This window comes from Acinetobacter sp. YH01018, from assembly GCF_013420295.1.
Taxonomy (GTDB): domain Bacteria; phylum Pseudomonadota; class Gammaproteobacteria; order Pseudomonadales; family Moraxellaceae; genus Acinetobacter.
This window is the reverse complement of record NZ_VOYL01000017.1, coordinates 1-14,654: the sequence shown is the minus strand read 5'-3', so window position 1 is coordinate 14,654 and position 14,654 is coordinate 1. Positions and strand designations below refer to the sequence as shown.

General features: G+C 41.5%; 11 protein-coding genes and 1 pseudogene. 8 read left to right on the top strand and 4 right to left on the bottom strand.

Annotation, left to right across the window (positions count from 1 at the left end; genetic code table 11):
• The first annotated feature begins 8 nt into the window (after positions 1-8).
• From FTT83_RS07890 to FTT83_RS07870, 5 genes are all read left to right on the top strand, one after another.
• Complete coding sequence (locus FTT83_RS07890) at positions 9-326, top strand: hypothetical protein (RefSeq protein WP_086195599.1); 318 nt, start codon at positions 9-11, stop codon at positions 324-326.
• A 407-nt stretch (positions 327-733) separates the two neighbouring features.
• The gene (locus FTT83_RS07885) at positions 734-1,900 is read left to right on the top strand and encodes an ATP phosphoribosyltransferase regulatory subunit (protein ID WP_180041818.1); all 1,167 of its coding nucleotides are present in this window, start codon (positions 734-736) and stop codon (positions 1,898-1,900) included.
• Between the two features lie 69 nt (positions 1,901-1,969).
• Positions 1,970-3,289 carry an adenylosuccinate synthase gene (locus FTT83_RS07880; protein ID WP_180176498.1) on the top strand — a complete coding sequence of 440 codons (1,320 nt, stop codon included), beginning with the start codon at positions 1,970-1,972 and terminating at the stop codon, positions 3,287-3,289.
• A 190-nt stretch (positions 3,290-3,479) separates the two neighbouring features.
• Positions 3,480-3,788: a hypothetical protein gene (locus FTT83_RS07875; protein WP_086195596.1), complete on the top strand. Its 309-nt coding sequence runs from the start codon at positions 3,480-3,482 to the stop codon at positions 3,786-3,788.
• A gap of 114 nt (positions 3,789-3,902) precedes the next feature.
• The gene (locus tag FTT83_RS07870) at positions 3,903-4,679 is read left to right on the top strand and encodes a M48 family metallopeptidase (protein WP_180176499.1); all 777 of its coding nucleotides are present in this window, start codon (positions 3,903-3,905) and stop codon (positions 4,677-4,679) included.
• A gap of 191 nt (positions 4,680-4,870) precedes the next feature.
• Here FTT83_RS07870 and FTT83_RS07865 read toward each other — a convergent pair whose 3' ends face one another.
• Together FTT83_RS07865 and crp are read right to left on the bottom strand one after the other, a co-directional pair.
• Positions 4,871-5,920: an NADP(H)-dependent aldo-keto reductase gene (locus FTT83_RS07865; RefSeq protein ID WP_180041816.1), complete on the bottom strand. Its 1,050-nt coding sequence runs from the start codon at positions 5,918-5,920 to the stop codon at positions 4,871-4,873.
• Between the two features lie 185 nt (positions 5,921-6,105).
• Complete coding sequence (gene crp, locus FTT83_RS07860) at positions 6,106-6,813, bottom strand: cAMP-activated global transcriptional regulator CRP (protein WP_166166679.1); 708 nt, start codon at positions 6,811-6,813, stop codon at positions 6,106-6,108.
• A 147-nt stretch (positions 6,814-6,960) separates the two neighbouring features.
• Between crp and FTT83_RS07855 the strand changes: the two genes are divergently transcribed.
• The 3 genes from FTT83_RS07855 to FTT83_RS07845 all read left to right on the top strand — a co-directional run bounded on the left by FTT83_RS07855 (position 6,961) and on the right by FTT83_RS07845 (position 11,917).
• Entirely contained in the window at positions 6,961-7,383 is a 423-nt protein-coding gene (locus tag FTT83_RS07855; RefSeq protein ID WP_166166676.1) for an OsmC family protein, read from the top strand.
• 449 nt (positions 7,384-7,832) lie between these two features.
• Entirely contained in the window at positions 7,833-10,415 is a 2,583-nt protein-coding gene (clpB, locus tag FTT83_RS07850; RefSeq protein WP_180041814.1) for an ATP-dependent chaperone ClpB, read from the top strand.
• 224 nt (positions 10,416-10,639) lie between these two features.
• A complete protein-coding gene (locus FTT83_RS07845) occupies positions 10,640-11,917 on the top strand; it encodes a DUF945 family protein (RefSeq protein WP_180176500.1) in 1,278 nt (425 codons plus the stop codon).
• A gap of 64 nt (positions 11,918-11,981) precedes the next feature.
• Here FTT83_RS07845 and rlmKL read toward each other — a convergent pair whose 3' ends face one another.
• Together rlmKL and FTT83_RS07835 are read right to left on the bottom strand one after the other, a co-directional pair.
• Positions 11,982-14,189 (bottom strand): bifunctional 23S rRNA (guanine(2069)-N(7))-methyltransferase RlmK/23S rRNA (guanine(2445)-N(2))-methyltransferase RlmL, encoded by a 2,208-nt coding sequence (gene rlmKL / locus FTT83_RS07840; RefSeq protein WP_180176501.1) that lies wholly within the window; start codon positions 14,187-14,189, stop codon positions 11,982-11,984.
• A 358-nt stretch (positions 14,190-14,547) separates the two neighbouring features.
• Positions 14,548-14,654: pseudogene (locus FTT83_RS07835) on the bottom strand (IS5/IS1182 family transposase); the annotation flags it as partial.

Sequence of the window (14,654 nt, the reverse complement as noted above, 5' to 3'; positions counted from 1 at the left end):
GCACATCTATGTTGATATTTATATGGGGATTTATTTTCCTTTTGGCCATAGCAGTGATCTTTTTGATTTGGGCACAATTTACCAACCAAGGTGCTGCACTCAGTGAAATTCAGTTGAATCAACAATTGGAAAAAAAAGTGGTTCATCTGGAAGAAAACCTTAAAAAAACGCTGGAAATTATGCAGGACCTGGCGAAGAAAATGCATATTCAGCAAGAAGTGATTGATAAAACCACGACCAAACTGAACCAGGTGGAATCGCAAAATGCTGAATTGGTTGGACTGCTGGCAAAAACGGTTCACTCAACAGACAAGCCTTCAGTCTAATTTTAAGGTGAGCTTATAGTATTCTCTTAAAGCAGCTGTAGAGCGATCTTTCAGAATATGCGACTAAACCAGCTTTGGAAACGTTGCTATAAAAAGGGCCTGACTCGTCACTGGTTTTTTTGGAAGAATGGCTTTGTACAAATAGCCTGGATTGGCGTTTGCTGTTTTAGCGGATTCCAGTATTTTTTATTTTATAATGGTTGAATTTGCGAGAGTGCTGATCAATCGTGAATGATTCAGCTGATTCAGTTTTTTAAACGGCATAAATTAGTTGGTAAAAAACGAACAAATCTGCAAAAAGTCATGTGCACAGCTAAAGTGATCGTGCTAGACTAGGAGAAATCGGGTGTGCTCCCGATTTTTTTATGCGGATTACTTCCGCGCTGACAAGTATTTAGGTTTACAACATGCCCATTTCAGAGACATGGTTATTACCTGATGGTGTAGCTGATGTATTACCAGAACAAGCGCAAGTAATTGAAGCTTTGCGCCGTGAAGCATTGGATTTCCTCGCATCTCGAGGTTATCAGCTGGTGTACACGCCATTTATCGAATACATCGAATCTCTTTCTTCTCTCTCAGAATCGAATCAAGATTTAGACTTGGCCACTTTTAAAGTCATCGACCAGCTCTCTGGTCGTTTACTTGGTGTGCGTGCCGATATGACACCGCAAGTGGCCCGTATCGATGCGCATGTACATCCGGTCGAAGGCGTAGCGCGCTATTGCTACGCTGGCACGGTTTTACACACCAAACCTCAAGGTTTTAATACCACGCGTGCACCGCTGCAACTGGGTGCGGAACTTTTTGGTTCAGACAGTATTGATGCTGACGTCGAAATGATTGACGTGATGCTTAACTTATTAAAAACAGCAAGTTTTGTAGATGGCATCCATCTGGATTTAGGTCATGTCGGCTTATTCCGTAGTCTGGTTAAACATGCTGGTTTAAGCAAGGCGGAAGAAAGTCAGCTTTCGGATCTTTATCAACGTAAAGCATTGCCTGAACTTGCTGAATTTACACAGGAATTAAAATTTGGTGCAGATTTTTATGCACTGGGTCGTTATTCAAGTGATTTAGATGCTTTAGAAGCCAACCTGAGTGCTGAAATTATTGCAGACCCGGCATTCAAACAGGCATTTGACGCAGTAAAAACCACACGGTCTGAAATTCAGGCACGTTGGCCAGACTTGCATATTGGTATTGATGTTGTAGAGCTTCGTTCATATCACTACCACACCGGTTTAATGTATGCCGTCTATGCACCAAACCGTGCAGCACCCCTGGCTCAAGGCGGTCGTTATGACGGTATTGGTGAACATTTCGGGCGTGCGCGTCCTGCAACAGGCTTCTCTTGTGACTTATATGCACTCAGTGCAGGTCAGTTCAAGCAAGTTCAAAAAGTGGTTGCACCGAAAGGGACAGACAAAGCATTACTGGATGCAATTGCTGCTCTGCGTGCACAAGGCTTAAGTGTTATTCAGTTATTAGGCAATGACGATTTAAACTCAATTCCGTTTGCGACTCACCAATTGGTGAATGTAGCAGGGGAATGGAAAGTCGAACAGATTTAATGACCTGAATCAGTATTGAGTCACTGATTCAAGTTTTCAATTTTAACAGCATGATGCAATGAGGCTATTATGGGCAAGAATGTTGTGGTACTCGGTACCCAATGGGGCGACGAAGGTAAAGGTAAAATCGTTGACCTGCTCACAGATCAAGCGGCAGCGGTCGTTCGTTATCAAGGCGGACACAACGCAGGCCATACTCTTGTGGTTGGTGGTAAGAAAACTGTATTACACCTCATTCCATCTGGTATTTTACGTGAAAATGTACTGTGCTTAATTGGTAACGGCGTGGTTCTTTCACCCGAAGCGCTTATTAAAGAGATGGATATTCTTGAAAAAGAAGGCGTGCCAGTACGTGAGCGTTTACGTATTTCTCCAAACTGTCCGTTAATCCTTCCAAACCACATTGCACTTGACCAAGCGCGTGAGAAAAAACGTGGCAATGCAAAAATTGGTACAACTGGCCGTGGTATTGGTCCGGCTTACGAAGATAAAGTTGCACGTCGTGCAATTCGTGTTGCTGACCTGGTACGTGGTGGTGAACATCTTAAAGCTCAACTTACCGAGCTCCTTGAATACCACAACTTCCAGTTGACTCAATTCTACGGTGTAGAAGCAGTTAATCTTGAAGATGTACTTGCTCTTTGCGACCAATGGCGTGAAGTTGTTGCTCCATTAGTTGTGGATGTAACAGGTGAACTTCATAAATACCGTAAAAACGGTGATAACATCATGTTTGAAGGCGCGCAAGGTTCACTTCTTGACGTTGACCATGGTACATACCCGTATGTAACTTCTTCAAACACGACTGCTGGTGGCGTAAGTTCTGGTTCTGGTCTTGGTCCATTACACCTTGACTATGTATTGGGTATCACTAAAGCGTACACAACACGTGTAGGTGCTGGTCCATTCCCAACTGAGCTTGTTTACGATGCTGCGAACGATGTGGGTGATGCAATTGGTAAACACTTGGGTACTGTAGGTTCAGAATTTGGTGCCTCTACTGGCCGTCAACGTCGTTGTGGTTGGTTCGATGCTGAAATTCTTCGCCGTTCAGTAGAAGTAAACTCACTTTCAGGTATCTGCTTGACTAAACTTGACGTTCTTGATGGTTTAGAAGAAGTGAAAATCTGTGTCGGTTACGAAGCTACTGATTCTGGTTGCGTAGGTTCTTCTGATGCGCTTGCATTCGAAACTTTAAAGCCAATCTATGAAACTATGCCAGGCTGGTCTGAGTCTACTTTTGGTGCTAAATCAATTGATCAGTTACCAGAAGCCGCACTTAACTACGTAAAACGTCTTGAGCAATTGATTGAATGTCCAATCGACATCATTTCAACTGGTCCAGACCGTGAAGAAACAATTATTCTTCGCCATCCATTCGAAGCTTAATCTGCCAAGAATTAAGATGTACAAAAAGCCTCGCATTTGCGAGGCTTTTTTTGTCCATTTCATTTGGAAAATATATCTACGACCAGTATGCAGACTGTTTTGCCCGACTAAAGTTGCATCAGAGAATACTGTTTAATTTATTTGCGCTTGCTAGAATGTTAAATATAAAAGAAATACAAGGTTGTGCATGATGCATAAAAATATATCAGCGACGATGTTTTATTCATTACTCTTCGCAATGGGGGGAGCTCCTACTATTGCCATGCTGATTATTCAAGCGCAAACACAAGATCCCGCAATTATTAATGCAGCACTTATTGGATTAAGCGTTATCATTGCCTGTATTTTGGTCCCCATTGTTCTGATTCAAAATGCATTTTTATTTTTTAAGCGCAAAAATGAACAACTGGAACAGAAAATTAAACCCCTTTCCCAGATATACTTGGGGCTAAATGTTTTATGTTTGCTTTATTGGCTTAGTTTTCAATTTCTTAAATGACCTTGTTTACATAAATGATATGATTGTGAAGAGAATATCAATTTAAAGATTATTCACTATTTCATATAATCTCCCTGAAAAGAGATATCTAGTTTTAAGGCGGAGATTATTATAATGAACAGCAAGCTGATTTTAAGTTTGTGTGCAGCGAGTGTAATCACTATTTCAGGTTGTACCACTGTAGCGGATATGGCTGGGGCAGATTCATCCACATTAAATGTTACTGCTGCGCAGGGCTTTAATAAAACTGTTCAGGAAGCAAGTGCCAATAAAACCTTAGATACTTCATCTACCACTTATAAGCGAATTAATTCGGTATTTTTACGTCTAAAACCTTATGGTGATCAAATCAACCAGACAGGCCAAAAGTTTGACTGGCAATTGGCTGTGCTGAAATCAGACCAGGTTAATGCCTATGTGGCACCAGGGGGGAAAGTGGTGTTTTACACTGGTATTGTGAATAAACTCAATCTAACCGATGCTGAAATTGCAGCTGTGATGGGTCATGAAATGGTGCATGCCCTGGAAGAACATTCCAAACAAAAAATTGGTGCACAAGCTTTAACTGACCTAGCTTTAAACATTGGTTTAGGCTATGCAGGCAATAATGTCGGTCAATTGGGGGCAGCAGCAGCTCAGTTAGGCGCACAAGTGGGTGTGGGTTTGCCATATTCACGTAGTCTTGAAAGCCGTGCAGACCAAGGTGGTTTAATGCTAATGGCACGTGCAGGTTATAACCCGCAAGCCGCGATTACCCTTTGGGAAAAAATGAACAAGTTAGAAGGTGCAGGTGGTACATCATTCCTGTCGACTCACCCTTCAAATGGTCAGCGTATCGAAGCAATGCGTAAAAACTTGCCTGCAGCTCAAGCTATTTATAACAGACGCTAATTGTTGTTTTATTCATAAAAAAGGATGCCTATAGCATCCTTTTTTGCTTTTACTCCCTCTTCCTATGGGGGATGAGCATCCTCAGAATATATTCTGAGTGCGCAAGGGAAGATGGTGTCAATAATTTCGAAGTGATCGAATATAAAGCTTTAACTTTTCTAATTTCATTTTAAGCAGTACTTAAAATGAAATTAGGGTGCTGGATTTGGCTGCTGGCGGTGAATATCTTCAATACCCTGTAAAACTTCTGCTGATAAATCAATGTCAAAAGCCTGAATATTTTCTTTCAGTTGATCCAGGTTAGTTGCGCCAATAATGGTACTGGTGACAAAGAACTGCTGCTTAATAAATGCCAATGCCAGTTGAGTTGGGGTTAAGCCATGTCGCTCTGCAAGCTGAGCATACTGTTCAGTTGCCCATTCACTTTCAGGATTGCTATAGCGGCTAAAACGGGAAAATAGGCTGACCCGTGCATTGGCTGGACGAGCACCATGACGGAATTTACCTGTCAAGTAACCAAAGGCTAAAGGGGAATAGGCAAGTAAGCCGACATTTTCATAATGGGCAATTTCAGACATGCCAATTTCATAAGTCCGGTTCAACAGGCTATACGGATTTTGTACGCTGACAAATTTTTCCAGGCCTAACTTTTCAGCCAGATGTAAAAATTTTAAAGTTCCCCACGGGGTTTCATTGGACAGCCCAATATAACGGATACGGCCTTTTTTAATTTCATCACTTAAGGCGCTTAAGGTTTCTTCTAAGGCAGTGACTTGCTGTTGATTGTGCGCTTCTGTATTGCCATAACCCAATTTTCCGAAGAAATTGGTTGGACGTTGTGGCCAATGCAATTGATACAGGTCAATATAATCACTCTGCAGGCGTTTTAACGAGCCATCGATTGCCGAGCTAATCTCAGCTGCAGTAAAGCGTGTTTGGCCATCACGGATATGGCTGCCGCCTTGTGAGGGACCGGCGATTTTTGAGGCAATGAACAGCTGGTCACGCTGACCACGTTGTGCAATCCAGTTGCCCAGGATGGTTTCAGTTGCTCCTTGAGTCTCAGGTTTTGGTGGGACCGGATACATTTCTGCGGTATCCCAAAAAAACAACCCCTGATCCAGAGCATATTCAAGCTGTTGAAAGGCCTCTGCCTGGGTATTTTGTTCACCAAAGGTCATGGTGCCTAAACAAATTTCAGGCACAAGAATCCCGGTATTGGCTAAAGATTTGAGTTGCATAGAGGTTGATCCCTTAATTTTTATCAAGTTTAACATTGTGCATTAGGCTAACTGATTTTTGCATCAGGGTTAAATCATGAATTGTTTTAAAGTTGTCATAAAAAATTTAAAAAGAACAGGTTGCAAATTACGGACATAAAAAAAGCAAATCTTAGGATTTGCTTTTATGGTGAATGGAAGAAAACTTATTCTTCATCATCCTCGTCTTCTAAAGCTGCATTGCTATCTTCAGCAGAAACATCATAAATCAGGATGGCTTTACCATCAGTCTGGATCATGCCTTGTTCTTCCAGTGTTTTGAGGACACGACCGACCATTTCACGGGAACAACCAACAATACGGCCAATTTCCTGACGGGTAATACGGATTTGACGTCCATTCGGTAAAATCATGGCTTCTGGTTGAGAAGACAGGTCAATCAGGCAGCGTGCAATACGGCCAGATACATCAATAAATGCCAGGTCAGTCACTTTACGAGTGGTATTTTTTAAGCGACGTACAAGCTGGGCAAATACGGCATAGCTCAGGTCTGGATACTGTTTGCTTAATTCGTGGAAGTTTTCATAGGTGATTTCGGCAATTTCACATACGTCACGTGTACGAACTTCTGCAGTACGTTGTGGATTTGCTTCAAAAAGACCCATTTCCCCAAAAAAGTCTCCAGCATTCAAATAGGCAACCACAATTTCACGATCATCATCTTCACGTAAAATAATGGATACTGAACCTTTTAAAATCAAATAAAGCGATTTTGATTCTGAGCCTGCATCTACAATTGCAGTGCGTTTTGGATAACGATTTATATATGCACGTTTTAATAATGCTTTTACTGACTCAGGGAGTTGACCAGGAGACAGCGCATCAGTGCTAAGTTGTGAAAAGTTTGAAGTCATGCTAACGGTTCCGAATATGGATAATTAATAGATCGCACAAGACCTAAAGTGAACTTGTCACACAGAAGAGCTGAAATTCCTTATCAACTCAATTTATGTTAGTGTACAGGTACGTCGTAAATTTATAGTTTTTTTCAGGTAGTTGCAATGCAAACAAGCGTTCATTGGCTAGAGAATGTTGCTTTTGAAGCAAAATCGGAAAGTGGTCACCAAATTGTAATGGATGGGGCCGAGGCATATGGTGGTCAAAACCGTGGACCACGTCCTATGGAGTTGATATTAATGGGACTTGGTGGCTGTGCTTCCTTTGATATTGTGACTATTTTAAAGAAATCTCGCCAAGATGTGACGGATGTTGTATGTCAGCTCAAAGCTGAACGTGCGGATAGCATCCCAGCCGTGTTTACCAAAATCCATTTACATTTTGTGGTAACGGGTAAAGCAGTCAAAGAAAAACAGGTCGCTAAAGCAGTTGAACTTTCAGCTGAAAAATACTGTTCTGCAAGCAAAATGTTATCGGATGGTGGGGTGGAAATTAGCCACGATTTTGAAATTATTGAAGTTGAATAATGAAATCCAGATGGCAATCCATTTTTGGATTGCCATTTTTTATTCTGCATCACAATTAAAAAGGTATAAAGTAAAAACGCATTTCACTCTAAGAGGGATTCAACAGTAACCCATTATACTTTTGATGAATCCTGTCCTCTAAACATGCATTTCTAGAATATTCATCAAGCTGATTGATGTATTCATAATCACAATAGTTTTTTAAAAGCTTTGATGATTCCTTATTAAAAGATACAAAATGCCTAGGGAAGAGAATTTCATACATAAATAATTACAATATGCTTGAAAAAATTAGCTTAAACACCCATATTATAACTAACATCCAAGCTTTATATTAATTTGGTTTAGTTGTTGAAAATTAAAAATATTTTTTAAAAATGTTATTGAAAAATATCAAGCCATTCCCATCTATTATCCAAGTACAAAATTTGTTGTGAGGAAAAATAAGAATGCGTTTTGAAAAATTTACAAATCGCTTGCAGCAAGCCTTATCAGATGCTCAGTCTCTGGCCATGGGTAAAGACCATACTGCCATCTCAGGTATTCACATTTTATCGGTGTTACTGGAAGAGCCTGCCAATATCAGCCTGTTTCAGCAAGCCGGAGCAAATCTACGTGATCTGCAAACCAAAGTGCAGCAAGCGCTTCAAGATGCGCCGACCATCGCTAATCCAACTGGGGACATCAACTTAAATCCTGAAGCGGTACGGGCTTTAAATCTGGCGGACAGCTATGCCCAAAAAGCCGGGGATGAGTTTTTATCTACCGACTGGGTGCTACTCGCTTTAGCGGAAACCGGTGCAACCAAAACTTTATTAAATAATGTCGGCGTAACTACTGAAAGCTTACGCAAAGCGATTGAAAAAATTCGAGGTGATGAAAAAGTCATGAGTAATACCCATGAAGATCAACGTGATTCACTCAATAAATACACCATAGACTTAACTGAACGTGCCATGTCCGGCAAACTGGACCCTGTGATTGGTCGTGATGAAGAAATCAGACGTACCATTCAGGTCTTGTCACGCCGTACCAAAAATAATCCGGTACTGATTGGCGAGCCTGGAGTGGGTAAAACGGCAATTGTGGAAGGCTTGGCACAACGCATTGTCAACGGTGAAGTTCCGGAAGGCCTGAAAGGTAAACGGGTTTTATCTTTGGACTTGGGTTCATTGCTGGCTGGTGCAAAATATCGCGGTGAGTTTGAAGAGCGATTAAAAGCAGTTCTGAAAGATTTGGCCAAACATGAAGGCGAAATCATCCTCTTCATTGATGAATTACATACCCTGGTGGGCGCAGGTAAGGGCGAAGGTGCCATGGATGCAGGCAATATGCTTAAACCTGCATTGGCCCGTGGTGAGCTGCGCTGTGTTGGTGCAACCACATTAGATGAATACCGCCAGTTCATTGAAAAAGATGCTGCACTGGAACGCCGTTTCCAAAAAGTATTGGTCGATGAACCAAGCGTTGAAGATACTATTGCAATTCTGCGTGGCTTAAAAGAGAAATATGCGACCCATCACGGGGTACAGATTCTGGATTCAGCGATTATTGCCGCAGCGAAAATGTCGCACCGCTATATCACTGACCGTCAATTGCCCGATAAAGCCATTGACCTGATTGATGAGGCAGCTTCGCGGATTAAAATGGAAATTGATTCCAAACCTGAGCCACTCGATCGTTTGGATCGTCGCCTAATTCAATTGAAAATGCAGCTGGAAGCGGTGAAACAGGATGCAGATTCGGTAAGCAAGGCAGAAGTCAGCCATCTGGAAAAACAGATCGAAGAAGTACAGAAAGAATACAGTGATCTGGAAGAACAGTGGATTGCTGAAAAACGACTGGTTGAAGGCACCAGCCAAGCGCAAGTTGAACTCGATAAAGCGCGTACCGCATTTGAAAAAGCCCAGCGTGAAGGTGACTTGGCAGAAGCCAGTCGTTTGCAATACGGGGTTATTCCTGAATTACAAAAACGTCTTGCTGCAGAAGAGGTTGCTGAGGAAAATGGTGAAGAACCGAAACTGATCCGTACCAAAGTTACGGAAAATGAAATTGCCGAAGTGGTCAGTGCTGCAACCGGTATTCCTGTAGCGAAAATGCTGCAAGGTGAACGCGAGAAATTGCTGCATATGGAAGAATTCCTGCATAACCGTGTGGTAGGGCAGGATGAAGCCGTAGTAGCAGTCTCTAATGCAGTACGTCGCTCACGTGCAGGATTGTCTGATCCGAACCGTCCAAGTGGTTCATTCCTGTTCCTCGGACCAACCGGGGTGGGTAAAACCGAATTGACCAAAGCCTTGGCCAACTTCCTGTTTGACAGTGATGATGCCATGGTGCGTATTGATATGAGTGAGTTCATGGAGAAACATTCGGTCAGCCGTTTGGTGGGTGCGCCTCCGGGGTATGTCGGTTATGAAGAGGGCGGTATCTTGACTGAAGCGGTACGCCGTAAACCTTATAGCGTAGTGTTGTTTGATGAAGTGGAGAAAGCACATCCAGACGTATTTAATATCTTGCTGCAAGTACTGGATGATGGCCGCTTAACCGACTCGCAAGGTCGTGTGGTGGACTTTAAAAATACGGTGATTGTGCTGACTTCAAACCTGGGTTCGCAAGATGTCCGTGAATTGGGCGATAACGCAACTGATGATGAAGTTCGTGCAGTGGTGATGGCGGCTGTATCTCAACACTTCCGTCCAGAATTTATTAACCGTATTGATGAGCTGGTGGTGTTCCATTCACTGAAAAAAGCGCAAATTCGTGGTATTGCCGATATTCAGCTGGACCGTTTGCGTGCACGTTTAAGCGAAAAAGACATGCGTCTTTCAGTGGATGACACTGCATTTGATCAGTTGATTGATGCCGGTTTTGACCCGGTATATGGTGCTCGTCCATTGAAGCGTGCTATCCAGCAACAAGTAGAAAATACATTGGCGCAAAAAATCCTGAGTGGTGATTTTCTGCCAGGAGATACCATTTTCGTAAAAGGGGAAAATGGTCATCTTGAATTTGAAAAAATGAAATTAAGTTAATTTGCTGTAAATAGAAAAAAACCTGGCTTCGGCTGGGTTTTTTTATGCCTGACAATTTCAGTCGAAAAAGTGAAATTTTAGGTAAAAAATTGACATAATTTTTAAAGTTTTTTTTGGTTTTTTATGTGTATAAGTTATTAATTATTAAAAAATAATTATCTTTTATTAAAAAATTTAATTATACTTATTATTTAATAAAAACATATAAATCTAGAGCAGATACTATGTCAAAATTAACTTGGGGTCTGGGAAGCATTGTGGTATTGGCAACAGCGGTCATAGGAGGGAATTTATATGCAGACAAAAGTTTAACTTCCTATTATCAACAGTCTCAAAAATCAAATTTCATGTCGATTCAGTATAAAAATTTTAATATGGGTGCGATGCAGGGTTCTGCCGACTGGACGGCCGAATTTACTCTTGATCCCTGTAAGCCTAAAGATATCCTGATGATTAGCGGTCAAGATAAAATCAAGCGCAGCTGGAATGGCTATCAGATTCAATCAAAAATCTCACTAAAGCAAGGTGATGCAACCTTCCAACGTTTACTGAAGCAACCGTTAACGGTTCAAACAAAAATTGATTGGTTGGGAAGAATGCATACTTCACTCGTCACTCCGGTGTATGAGAAAAATGATGCAGATATACAAACCCGCATTGATCCCATGACTTTTACAATGCTTGCCAAATCAAAAGATGATCAATTCGATGTGTTGAATGTAAAATTTCAAATTCCGAATATGACGGTGAATGATAAGTTGGGCCAGATGCAGATGCGCGATTTAGAGTTTGAAAGCAATCATGGCTTAAACACGGTTCTGAAGGAGGGGGAAGCTCGTTTAAATATTGCTTCAATTCAGCGTACGGATCGAAATGTACAGCAGTTTGGCAGTGGTGAATTAAAAGGCTTTGCTTTGCGGGTAAATACTCAGCTCGATAAAACCAAGGTTGCTTTTGATACTCAGGTCAAAATTGATGAAATGACCATGTATAAAACTCCTAGTTTTCATGATTTTGAAATGAATTTTAAGCTGACTGATCTTAATCGACAAAAAGTGCAGAATTTTTTTGATTTATTGGAAAAAAGTAGTGCAGCATGTATAGCAAAAGAAGAACTCAATCAGGATATGGTGAGCAGTTTCCTGGCCATTGTGAATGACGGTTTTACTTTTGAATCGCAGAATAATCAAATTAAGGTGGGTGATGGCTATGCCAAAGCCAGCCTGACAGGAAAGGTCATGCCGGGACATCAATCCTCTTTTGAAAGCTTATTGAAAATGGCGCCGAATCTGGTCGAATATCAGGCCAATATTGAATACGATAAACAAATCATGAAAACCATCATGAAAAACTATCTGCAACAAGGCGGTAAAACCTTATCTGACCAGGAACTTGAGCAAATGCTGGATGGTATGCAGCAGACGCTGCAAGCGAAACGGGAAGGTGATATCTTAAAAATCGGTATTGAATATAAATACGGTGAAAAGAAATTTTTAAATTAACATATGTAAAAACAAAGGCTGCCAGATAGGCAGCCTTTTTAGTTAGTGTAGTATCTAAAATATATTAGTCATTTTGTGGATGTTGAATTTTCCATGCACGGTGGATTTTGGTATTACGTTTAAAGTCTGGTCCAATGGTTTCATTGGTAATTTCCTGAACATCAAAGAACGCCAGAATTTCCTCATCCATCTCGAAACCACGATAATTATTCGAGAAGTATAAGGTTCCTTCTGTGGTCAGGCGGTTCATGGCACGCTTGATCAGGGACAAATGGTCACGTTGCACATCGAAGGTGCCATGAAACTTTTTCGAATTCGAGAAGGTTGGTGGATCGATAAAAATCAGGTCATATTGTTCATGACCTTCTTTCAGCCATTCAAAACAGTCGCTGGCAAAGAACTGGTGCTGCTCATCGGCATGATCCACAGTCAAACCGTTCAAGACAAAGTTTTCTTTGGACCAGTTCAGGTAAGTGTTGGATAAGTCGACACTGGTGGTACTTGCAGCGCCACCTAAAGCAGCATGCAGGCTTGCTGTAGAGGTATAACTATACAGGTTGAGAAAATGCTTGCCTTTGGCTTCTGCTGCAATACGCAAACGCATTTGACGATGATCCAGGAACAGGCCGGTATCCAGGTAATCAGTCAGGTTAACTAAAATTTTGGCTTTGCCTTCCTGTACGATAAAGCGTTTAGAAGCAGTACTCTGTTTGGTGTACTGGCTTTTACCTTCCTGGCGTGCGCGGGTCTTAATGAAAATGGCATCTCGTCCTAAACCGGTCACCGCACGAATGGCTTGCAAGGCTAAGTTAAAACGCTTTTTAGCTTTTTCGGGGTCAATCGATTTCGGTGGGGCATATTCCTGTACATGCAGGCGATCACCATACAAATCCACCGCAATGTTAAAATCTGGCAAGTCGGCATCATATAAACGCAAACAGAAAATATTTTCTTTAACCGCCCATTTTTTTAGATTCTGCATGTTTTTTTGCAGACGGTTGGTAAAGTCCTGCGCGCCTTCAATCGGCTCAAACTGTTGTGGCTGCCAGTTTGCCAAGAACGGTTCTGATACGGCAGCCGGTTTGATGGTGCCGAAACGTACATAAATTGGCAGTTTACCATTCATCAGACGCAGAATTTGCGGTTCATTGAATGCCAGCACGTCGGCTTGTTCAACCTGCGCCGCAATCACGGCTGCATACTGATTCGGGAAGTTCTTTTGTAACAGGGCAGACAAGCCTAAATATAAGGCACGGTTAGAGGCTTTATCTCCTAAACGCTCACCATAAGGCGGGTTGGTGACAATAAATGAGGTTTTGCCTTCAGCCTTGAAATCCGGCCAGTCTGCCAATGTACGCTCTTCAATTTTGATATGATCGAGCAATGCTTCAAAGCCTGCCGCAATAATATTTTTCTTGGTGGCTTTCACTGCTTCCCAGTCAGCATCATAGGCATAAAATTGCGGTAAAGGCTGTTGCAATGCTGTTTGATGGCGTTCTGCGGCTTCTGCTTTAATTGACATCCATAATTCATGGTCATGTCCATTCCAGCCATTGAAACCAAAACGACGCACCAGACCCGGCGCACGGTCGGTCAGCATCATCAAAGATTCAATGATAAAAGTCCCTGAACCGCACATTGGATCTAAAATAATGTCTGGCTTACGCTGTTTTAATTTGGCCTTTTGCAGAATGGCGGCTGCAAGATTTTCTTTAATCGGGGCATCGGTCATGTAATGACGATAACCACGTTTATGTAAAGAATCACCAGATAAATCCAGACAATAGGTATGCGCAGTTTTACCAGCAAGCACATAGAGGGTAATTTCTGGCTGTTTGATGTCGATACTTGGGCGTTTACCCACAGCTTCCATAAAGGAATCCACCACACCATCTTTTACCCGTAAAGTTGCGAATTGTGTATTGACCTTGATTTCACGTTCTACATGTAAACGAATGGCAAATGTACTTTGTGGTGCGAAAATGAGTGACCAGTCAAAGTTGATTGCACCTTCATAGAGCTCTTCTGCAACATCACGTGCATCATGGGTAAATTCAAGTTCATGCGTATGAATAGGTGTTAATACACGTGAAGCCAAACGGGACCACATGCAAATACGGTATGCATCTGCCAATGTGCCTTTGAAAATTAAACGGCCCGGTAAACGTTCAATATTTTGAACACCTAAACCTTCAATTTCCTCGCGGAGTAAGGTTTCAAGACCATCTGCACAGGTGATCCAGTAATTGCTTAAACGTGAAGAGGTATTCATAAAATAGAGAGACCGAAAAAAATAAAATAAAAACTTGTATAAGTTTAACTTATTTTAGGGCTGAAAACTTTTTATATTTTGAAAACTTCAAGCGACTTAGGTCAGTGTATTAATTATAAAAAGCTCTAAATGTTGGAATAAAAAGCCAATTGAAAATTCAGGCGACATGTAAAATTACATTGCGCTTAAAAGTAAGTTTTAAAGTTTAATGAATGGATTTAATTGAGGGTAAAGTGTGAATATTACAGCAAAAAAGGATGATATTTTTTCAGTCGCGACATTATTATATGCACGCTTAAGGAAAGTGAATAGCCGGGTTATTGATGTCATGTATTTAATAGATCTCTTGCGAAAGTCATTATTGAAAATTTATCCGGTTTACCAGTGCAGCGATTAAGTTAATGCGTAAACCGAATCTTTTCCGTCTATTTCGATAGCGTTCACTTAATATTCTAAATGTTTTCA